Annotated in this window: 8 protein-coding genes; 7 read left to right on the forward strand and 1 reads right to left on the reverse strand. The window is 62.8% G+C overall.

What is annotated here, in order from left to right; genetic code table 11:
• Positions 1-334: 334 nt before the first annotated feature.
• Positions 335-1,240 carry a LysR family transcriptional regulator gene (locus tag BMW87_RS34395; RefSeq protein ID WP_093083046.1) on the reverse strand — a complete coding sequence of 302 codons (906 nt, stop codon included), beginning with the start codon at positions 1,238-1,240 and terminating at the stop codon, positions 335-337.
• Between the two features lie 114 nt (positions 1,241-1,354).
• Between BMW87_RS34395 and BMW87_RS34400 the strand changes: the two genes are divergently transcribed.
• The 7 genes from BMW87_RS34400 to BMW87_RS34430 all read left to right on the forward strand — a co-directional run bounded on the left by BMW87_RS34400 (position 1,355) and on the right by BMW87_RS34430 (position 8,832).
• Positions 1,355-2,464 carry an alpha/beta hydrolase gene (locus BMW87_RS34400; RefSeq protein WP_256217041.1) on the forward strand — a complete coding sequence of 370 codons (1,110 nt, stop codon included), beginning with the start codon at positions 1,355-1,357 and terminating at the stop codon, positions 2,462-2,464.
• A gap of 92 nt (positions 2,465-2,556) precedes the next feature.
• Positions 2,557-3,687: an MFS transporter gene (locus BMW87_RS34405; RefSeq protein WP_218149821.1), complete on the forward strand. Its 1,131-nt coding sequence runs from the start codon at positions 2,557-2,559 to the stop codon at positions 3,685-3,687.
• Complete coding sequence (locus BMW87_RS34410) at positions 3,684-4,145, forward strand: cyclophilin-like fold protein (RefSeq protein ID WP_256217042.1); 462 nt, start codon at positions 3,684-3,686, stop codon at positions 4,143-4,145. The genes BMW87_RS34405 and BMW87_RS34410 overlap by 4 nt, the downstream gene beginning before the upstream one ends.
• Before the next feature lie 247 nt (positions 4,146-4,392).
• Entirely contained in the window at positions 4,393-5,214 is an 822-nt protein-coding gene (locus BMW87_RS34415; protein WP_093083049.1) for a 2Fe-2S iron-sulfur cluster-binding protein, read from the forward strand.
• Positions 5,201-6,193 carry an FAD binding domain-containing protein gene (locus BMW87_RS34420; RefSeq protein WP_093083063.1) on the forward strand — a complete coding sequence of 331 codons (993 nt, stop codon included), beginning with the start codon at positions 5,201-5,203 and terminating at the stop codon, positions 6,191-6,193. The genes BMW87_RS34415 and BMW87_RS34420 overlap by 14 nt, the downstream gene beginning before the upstream one ends.
• 13 nt (positions 6,194-6,206) lie before the next feature.
• The gene (locus BMW87_RS34425) at positions 6,207-8,399 is read left to right on the forward strand and encodes a xanthine dehydrogenase family protein molybdopterin-binding subunit (RefSeq protein ID WP_093083051.1); all 2,193 of its coding nucleotides are present in this window, start codon (positions 6,207-6,209) and stop codon (positions 8,397-8,399) included.
• Positions 8,400-8,412: 13 nt separating this feature from the next.
• The gene (locus tag BMW87_RS34430; RefSeq protein ID WP_256217043.1) at positions 8,413-8,832 is read left to right on the forward strand and encodes a cyclophilin-like fold protein; all 420 of its coding nucleotides are present in this window, start codon (positions 8,413-8,415) and stop codon (positions 8,830-8,832) included.
• The last annotated feature ends 204 nt before the right edge of the window (positions 8,833-9,036 follow it).

Consider the following 9,036-nt stretch of genomic DNA (forward strand, 5'->3'; position numbering starts at 1 on the left):
ATCTGGGCATATTGACCCCCGTGTTCAATATGTCCGGGAACTCTACCGGCCGAAGCGTCAGGTCGTGAGAGGGTTTTCACACAGCCTCGCTGCAAAGCAGTCACCACCCGTCTTGGTTGCAACGGCCTACCGTACCGCCGTCCTGCCCTGGCTTATAACTCGATCAAAGGTGAAAACGTGCTCTTGCAGCGCCTCGACGCAGCAGCCGAAGAGGCGCCGACGCTCGTGTCTCGCGCCGTAGCGTAGCTCCACCGCATCGTTGTCGACGGCGGGCAGGCTGCGTAGTCGCAACCGGTTTGTGAGACGGACAGCCTTAAGCAAACACCGGCAGGATTTATTGCTGTCGTAACCCGCTGAACCGCAGCGCTTTCACCACCAACGAAAAAGCCGGCGAGGGTTGGCGCTTGCTGGGGTAGTACAGGTGGTAGCCGGCGAATTTGGGGCACCAGTCCTGCAGCACGCGCACGAGCCGACCCGATTCGATATGTGCCATCAGTTCGTCCTCCGGTAGCAGCGAGATGCCGAGTCCGGCCAATGCTGCGTCCACTTGGGGCGGTGCGGTATTGAAGATCAGCGGCCCATCCACGCGCACGTTGACCTTCCGACCGCGCTTCTCGAAGTCCCAGACATACAGCCCACCGGAAGTCGGCATGCGTTGGTTGATGCACTGATGCTTCGTCAGGTCGGCTGGCGTTTTGGGGATCGGGTTGACGGCGAAGTAGCTGGGGGACGCCACCACCGCCATCTGCAGCGGCGGGCCGATGGGCACGGCGATCATGTCGTTATCGATCGTGTTGCCCATGCGGACACCCGCATCGAAGCGGTCGGCCACGATGTCGCGAAAGCTGTAGTTCATGTCGAACTCCAGCTTGATATCAGGGTACTCGCGCAAGAGCGGCGCGAGCTTGGGAAGCAGAACCGTGTGCAGCACGTGGTCGCCGCAGGTGATGCGCACGGTGCCTCCAGGCTTGTCGCGCAACTCGGTAAGCGCTTCGAGTTCAGCCTCGATCTCGTCGAAGCGATGGCCGATCGCTTTCATGAGTCGCTCACCGGCCGGGGTCGGCGCGACGCTGCGCGTGGTGCGCGTCAACAAGCGGATCTGCAGTCCTTCTTCCAGCCCGCGGATGGCCTGACTGAGCGCCGACTGGGTCACGCCGAGGGTGCCGGCGGCCTTGGTGAAGCTGCCCTCGCGGGCCACTGTCACGAAAGCCAGCAGATCGTTGAGATTGCGTCTTGGCATGTCGGTCTCCGCATCAAACGGACTGATTAGTGAGGGTAATAAATGTATTAAGTATTCATTACCTAGTCAATTCTCTCGCCGATCGGCAAACTTCCATTCAAAGGAACATTGACCATGAAAACCCAAGCAGACACCACACCCGATCGTCGCGAATTTCTGAAGATGGCCGGTACCGGCGTGGCCGCCGCCGGCCTGTTGTCGACGGCTGGAGCGGCATTGGCGGCGCCTTCCAAGACGAGCACCCAATTGCCCAACGGTGCCGACAATTTCTACGCGAGCGACAAGGTCACCCTGCAGAATGTGAGCTTCAAGAATCAGTACCAGATGACCGTCGCTGGGAACCTGTTCATTCCCAAGGCACTGGACCGCAAGAAGCGCACCCCGGCGATCGTCGTCGGTCATCCGATGGGGGCGGTGAAGGAGCAAAGCGCGAACCTGTACGCGACCAAGATGGCAGAGCAGGGCTTTGTGACGTTGTCGCTGGACCTCGCGTTCTGGGGCGGCAGCGAAGGCCAGCCGCGCAACGCGGTCTCGCCCGACATGTACGCCGAGAGCTTCAGCGCTGCGGTCGACTTTCTCGGCAGTCAGGCATTCGTGGACAAGCAACAGATCGGCGCCATCGGTGTGTGCGGCAGCGGTAGCTTCGTCATCAGTGCAGCGAAGATCGACCCGCGCATGAAGGCCATCGCCACGGTGAGCATGTATGACATGGGCGCGGCCAACCGCGATGCGCTCAACCACTCGCAGACGCTCGAGCAGCGCAAGCAGATCATCGCCGCGGCCGTCGAGCAACGGCAGGCGGAGTTCAGCGGCGGCGCAGTGCAGTACACCGGTGGTACGGTGCTCACGCTGGCTGCGGACACGCATCCCATCCAGCGCGAGTTCTTCGATTTCTATCGCACGCCGCGCGGCGAGTTCACCCCCAAGGGCGCATCGGCGCGCAACACCACCATGCCGACCTTGACCAGCAACGTCAAGTTCATGAACTTCTATCCGTTCAACGACATCGAGACGATCTCGCCGCGGCCCATGCTGTTCATCACGGGTGACCAGGCGCATTCCAAGGAGTTCAGCGAAGACGCCTACAAGCGGGCTGCGGAACCCAAAGAGTTGTTCGTCGTGCCGGGCGCCGGCCACGTCGACCTGTACGACCGCGTGACGCTGATCCCGTTCGACAAGCTGACGTCGTTCTTCAACAAGCACCTCATCGCGGCGAGCGCCTGATGACAGCGCAGGCCATCGACATGACGGCAGACAGTGCCGTCTTCGAACAGGGGGGCGAAGCGCAGCCTGCGCATTGGGGCGGCGTCTTCGCGATGACGCTGTGCGTCTTCGCGCTGATCGCTTCGGAGTTCATGCCGGTCAGCCTGCTCACGCCATTGGCGTCCGACCTCAAGGTCACCGAAGGCATGGCGGGTCAAGGCATCGCCATCTCCGGCGTCTTCGCGGTGGTCACGAGCCTGTCGATCTCGGCGATCGCCGGCAGGATCAAACGCAAGACGCTGCTACTGTCGCTGACGGCGATGATGTGCCTCTCTGGGGCCATCGTCGCGATGGCGCCCAACTATGTGACGTACATGGCGGGCCGTGCGCTGATCGGCGTCGTCGTCGGTGGCTTCTGGTCTATGTCGGCAGCCACGGCCATGCAGCTCGTGCCGCCCTCCAAGGTGGCGCGGGCCCTGGCGATTTTCAATGGCGGGAATGCGCTGGCCACGGTCGTGGCCGCCCCGCTGGGCAGCTACCTCGCCTCGATCGTGGGCTGGCGCGGTGCCTTCTTTTGTCTGGTGCCGGTCGCGGTAATCGCATTCGTCTGGCAGTGGTTCAGTCTGCCGGCGATGCAGGCACAGACGCGCGCAAAGGGCTCACTCAATGTCTTCAGGCTCTTCAAGAACCGGCGGGTCGTGCTCGGAATGCTCGCGGTGGGTGTCTTCTTCATGGGGCAGTTCGCGCTCTTCACTTATCTCCGGCCTTTCCTGGAAACGGTGACGCGGGTCAATGTGTCGACGTTGTCGCTCGTGCTGCTGACGCTGGGCGCCGCAGGCTTCATCGGCACCACGGTCATCGGCCGATTTCTGAAGCTCGGTTTTTACGGCACGCTGACGACCATTCCGGTGCTGATGGCTGCGATCGCGGTCGCGCTGATTGCCGTTGGCACTTCGGTGCCCGCCACCACCGTGCTGCTGGGCATCTGGGGCCTGGTGGCTACCGCCGCACCGGTGGGCTGGTGGCTGTGGATCGCACGAACGCTCCCTCAAGACGCCGAAGCCGGCGGCGGGCTCATGGTGGCTGTGGTCCAGCTCTCCATCGCACTGGGCTCGACCTTGGGGGGCTTGCTTTTCGACGGCAGCGGCTACCAGAGCACCTTCGCTTTCAGCGCCGGTCTGTTGCTGGTCGGTGCGTTTCTGGTTTTCTTAACAGCGCGTGCAGACCGTACGAAATCAACATGACCCAGAAACGCAGTCCGTTTGCAGAGACGATCAGACCGTTGCGTCCGTGGCGCCTGCGCCTTGCGAGCTTGTGCATCGGCCTGCTCGTGATCGGTGAGAGCCACGCCGAAGCACGCATGTGGATGACCGTCGGCGAACGTCGTTTGGCCGTTACCTTGGCCGATACGGATGCCGCCCGCGCGTTCGCTGCTCGACTGCCGCTGACGCTCGACATGAGCGATCTCAACGGCAATGAAAAAAAGTTCGACTTGCCGAAGGAGTTGCCTGCGGCTCCCAGTAGACCGAGAACGATCCGCAATGGCGACCTCATGTTGTATGGGGCGAATACCGTGGTTCTCTTCTATCTGACCTTCGATTCTCCGTATTCGTACACGCGTCTTGGTCGGGTGGATGACCCGAACGGTCTGGCGCAAGCGCTCGGGCAGCGCAGCGTACGGGTCCAGTTCTCAAGGGACTGAAGACTTGGCTTGGAAGTGGCGCGGGCCGAGACGCGCAAAGCCTGCGAATTTCGCACCGAACCACGGAGCTATTAGCCAAGCTAATAAAGGCATTAAGCGTTGCTCACGTAGTCGATCGGCGGAGTGTTTGACACAGTAGACCCGGCGAAGAACGACAGGAAGAAGTTCGCATACACAGCACCGGAACGCCCGCGAAGGCTTGGTCGGTTGCCACTGCCTTGCATTTTTTTCATAAAGGACAACGTCCATGCCCCACGAAATCCAGAGTGACTTGCCGGCCGAGCTCAGTGCCGACGAATCTGCGCTCCTTGCTCAGATGCCGGAGCTGAACGGCGTCGGAAAGTCACGCCGCAGCTTCATGATGCAAACCGGAGGTGGCGGCATCGGCCTCTTCGCCGCGAACCTGCTGGCGACCGAGTCCGCGCTCGCTCAGCTACCGCCGGTCCCCGGCGCAGCGTCGGCGCCCGTCGTGGCGCAAAACGTCGTGAAGGTCAGCTTTCTGGTCAACGGCGCGGCGCAGACACTAGACATCGACTCACGGGTCGTACTGCTCGATGCGCTGCGTGAAGGCCTTGCGTTGACAGGCTCCAAGAAGGGCTGTGATCAGGGCCAGTGCGGCGCTTGCACCGTGCTGGTGGACGGACAGCGCGTCTTGTCCTGCCTGACCCTGGCCGCGACGCTTCAGGGCCGTGAGGTCACCACCATCGAGGGACTGGCAACAGGCGACCAGCTGCACCCCATGCAAGCCGCCTTCATCAAGCACGATGGCTTCCAGTGCGGCTACTGCACGTCGGGCCAGATCTGCTCCGCTGTCGGCATGCTGGGCGAGGCCCGGCGCGGCCAGGTCAGCCACGTCACCGAGAACGTCGGCAAGACCACAACGCGCCTGACCGACGACGAGATCAAGGAGCGCATGAGCGGCAACATCTGCCGATGCGGTGCCTACCCGGGCATCGTCTCTGCCATCCAGGAGGTCCACTCGGGCCGCCAGGCGGCCCAGACCTGGGGTTTCGCCACCGAGACACAACTGGCGACAGCCATCAAGGAGGATGGCCATGCGACCGTTTGAATATGTCCGCGCGGCGGATGCCGCCTCCGCGACCGCCGCGATGTCGGCTATGCCGCAAGCCAAATACCTTGCAGGCGGCAGCAATCTGCTCGACCTGATGAAAGAGGACATCGAGCGTCCGATGCGCCTGGTCGACATCACCCGCCTGCCGCTGCGCGAGATCCAGCGCACGCGCTCCGGCCTCTCCATCGGGGCCCTGGCCACCAACACCGAAACGGCCAACCATCCGCTGATTCGTGAGAACTACCCGCTGCTTACACAAGCGATCGTCGCGGGCGCCTCGGGGCAGTTGCGCAACATGGCCACCAACGGTGGCAACCTGTTGCAGCGCACGCGCTGCAACTATTTCTACGACACGTCCATGCCGTGCAACAAGCGCGAGGCTGGCAGCGGCTGCGGCGCGCGAGAGGGTCTCAACAGGATCAGCGCGATCATGGGCTGGAGCGAGGCGTGCGTGGCGACCTATCCAGGTGACATGACCACGGCGTTGTACGCACTCGATGCAAAGGTGCGCGTCCGCGCGCCGGACGGACGCGAGCGGCTCATCGCCATCACCGACTTCCACCGGCTGCCGGGCGACACGCCGCAGCGCGACAACAACCTGGAGCACGGTGACCTCATCGTCGCCATCGAGCTGCCGGTGCCCGCAGGCGACTTCGCGCGCAACTCCCACTACCTGAAGGTGCGCGACCGTGCCTCGTACGCCTTTGCGATGGTCTCGGTCGCGGCCGCGCTGGACATGGACGGCAGCAGGATTCGTCAGGCGCGCGTGGTGCTGGGCAGCGTCGCGCATAAGCCCTGGCGCAGCGCCGAGGCCGAGGCCCTGCTCGTGGGCCAGCGTGCCGACGAGGCGACGTTCAAACGTGCCGGCGAAGCTGCACTGCGCGATGCACGGCCGCTGGCGCACAACGCCTACAAAGTGGAATTGGGTCGACGTTCTGTCGCGCGTGCGTTGATGCGCGCCGCGCGCTTGGCGTGAGAAAGGGAATCACATGGCACGCTATCTAGGCAAGGAAACGACCCGCGTCGACGGGCTCGCCAAGGTCACCGGCAAGGCGAAGTACACCGCCGAGTTCCAGATTCCCAATGTCAGCTACGGATTCATCGTGCTGAGCACGGTGGCCAAAGGCCGAATCACGGCCATCGACACGCGCGAAGCCGAACAGGCGGGTGGCGTGATCCGCGTCTTCACGCACCTGAACGCGGGCAAGCTCGGCCCGGCGCCTGCGGCCGGCGCGCCGGCCGCATGGTCGTGGCCGCTGCAATCGGACCGGGTCTTCTTCAACGGCCAGCCGATCGCGCTGGTCGTTGCCGAAAGCTATGAACAGGCGCGTCACGCGTCAAGGCTGGTGAAAGTCACTTACCAGACTGAGCCGCACAACTCTGACTTCGCAACCGTGCTGGACCGTGCACTGCCGGACCCGGATACAGCGAAGGGCAAACCGCGAGGCAACCCTGTCGCCGCGATGCAGACCGCGGCGATCAAGGTCGAGGCGGAGTACCGCATTCCCATCAACCACCACAACCCGATCGAGCCGCATGCGGCCATCGCATTCTGGCAGGGCGATCAGCTCACAATCTTCGACAAGACCCAGCAGGTCTACGGTGTGCAGGCGCACTTGGCAGAAAGCCTGGGCGTGCCGGCCGAGAACATCCGTGTGGTGTCGCCGTTCGTGGGCGGCGCCTTTGGCGCATCGCTCAAGCCGAACTACTACCCATCGTTGACGGCGATGGCGGCGCGCGAGCTCAAGCGCCCGGTCAAGGTGGTCTACACGCGCACCCAGATGTTCACCGGGCATGGCTACCGGCCGTACACCATCCAGAAGATCGCGTTGGGCGCTGACCGCAGCGGCAAGCTGTCGGCCATGATCCACGAGGCGTTCCACAACACCTCGTCGTTTGAACCGTTCTCGGATTCGACCACCGGCTTCACCCGGCAAATCTATGCCTGCCCCAATCTTCACGCGCCGCTGAAGGTCGCGGCGACGGACTTGGCCACGCCCACGTGGATGCGTGCGCCAGGCGCGGTGAGCGGCATGTTCGCGCTGGAAAGTGCGATGGACGAGCTGGCCTACGTGCTCAAGATCGATCCGATGGAGCTGCGCCTGCTCAACTACGCCGAGGTCGACCCGGAGAGCGGAAAGCCTTTCTCCAGTAAGTCGCTGCGCGAGTGCTACCGCCTCGGCGCCGAGAAGTTCGGTTGGAAGAACCGCAAGCCCGAGCCGCGCTCGATGCGCGACGGCCGGCTGCTGGTGGGCTGGGGCATGGCCTCGAGCGTCTGGGGTGCGATGCAGATGCCAGCCAGCGCGCGCGTCACCTTCCGCGCCGATGGCACTGCGGGGGTGACCAGCGCGACCAGCGACATCGGACCGGGCACCTACACCGTGATGACCATGATCGCGGCCGAATTCCTCGGGCTGCGGCTGGACCAGGTGCATTTCGAGCTGGGCGATACCAGGCAGCCCAAGGCGCCGGCGCAAGGCGGCTCGTGGACCACCTCCAGCGTGGGTTCGGCGGTGCGTGGCGCGGCGCTGGCCATCGGTGCAAAGCTGCTGGAGCTGGCGAACCGCGATGCCGCTTCGCCGTTGAAAGGCGTGAATGCTTCGGACATCGAAATGCTCGATGGTCGCTTGCGCCTCAAGAGCGATCCGGCGCGCTCGGTGAGCATTGCCGAAGTTATGCGCCACACGGGAACGAACGAGATCACCGAGAAGTTCGATTCCACGCCGTCGCCAGAGCGCGCCAAATACGCCTCGCTCGCGCACGGCGCCCAGTTCGTCGAGGTGAAGGTCGACCCGGACCTAGGCACGGTGAAAGTCACCCGCGTGATCGAGGTCACGGCCTGCGGGAAGATCCTCAATCCACTGGCTTCACACAGCCAGGAAATCGGCGGCGTGGTGTGGGGCATCGGCATGGCGCTGAAGGAGGCGACCGAGATCGACCACCGCTACGGGCGCATCATGAACGCCAACCTGCAGCATTACCACGTGCCGGTGAACGCGGACATTCATTCCATCGAAACCATCTTCGTCGAGGAAGAAGACACTATCGTCAATCCGTTGGGCGTGAAGGGCATGGGGGAATTAGGCATGGTGGGCATCCCGGCCGCCATTGCAAACGCAATCTTCCACGCCACTGGCAAGCGCGTGCGCGACCTGCCGATCACTCCGGAGAAGTTGATGTGATGGCGATCGACAGATGGCGACCTCATCCCCAGAAGCCATTGAGTCAATTCAAGGAAAACAGGCCAACCAGATGAACCTCAGGATGATCATTGACGGCGCCGTCATCGCAACTGCGACGCTTGACAACACCCGAAGCGCCGAGGATTTCGCTACCCTTCTCCCGCTGACGTTGCATCTGAAGGACTATGAAGCAACAGAGAAAATTGCCGGCCTACCGAGGCAAGTGACAACAGAGGGCGCGCCTGACTCTTACACGCCTTCAGCGGGTGACATCTGCTTTTACGCTCCGTGGGGCAACCTTGCGTTCTTCTACAAGGACGGCGCTCCTTCAGAAGGACTTGTGCGCCTTGGAAGTTTTGCGTCTGGGCTCGATCAGCTTGCGCAGGACGGTACAAGCAATGTGGAAGTGAAGGTGGAACTGTCCTGCCCATAAACCATCGTTCTATGTTTCTTAGGGCCGCCAAGAATCAAAAGCCATGGCATTTGAAGGCTGCTTCAGACTGCGAGCTGTCTTTGAGTCACGACGTCTGACCGTCGCCTTCGGGCCCAAAAGAGACGTCCCCGATCCTCGATAGCAGACATCCGAAAGACGTTGTACTGGCCTACTCAGGCTGCGTTCTCCGCTAGGATCCTTCGA

It is taken from the genome of Variovorax sp. OV084 (genome assembly GCF_900111625.1).
Classification (GTDB): domain Bacteria; phylum Pseudomonadota; class Gammaproteobacteria; order Burkholderiales; family Burkholderiaceae_C; genus Variovorax.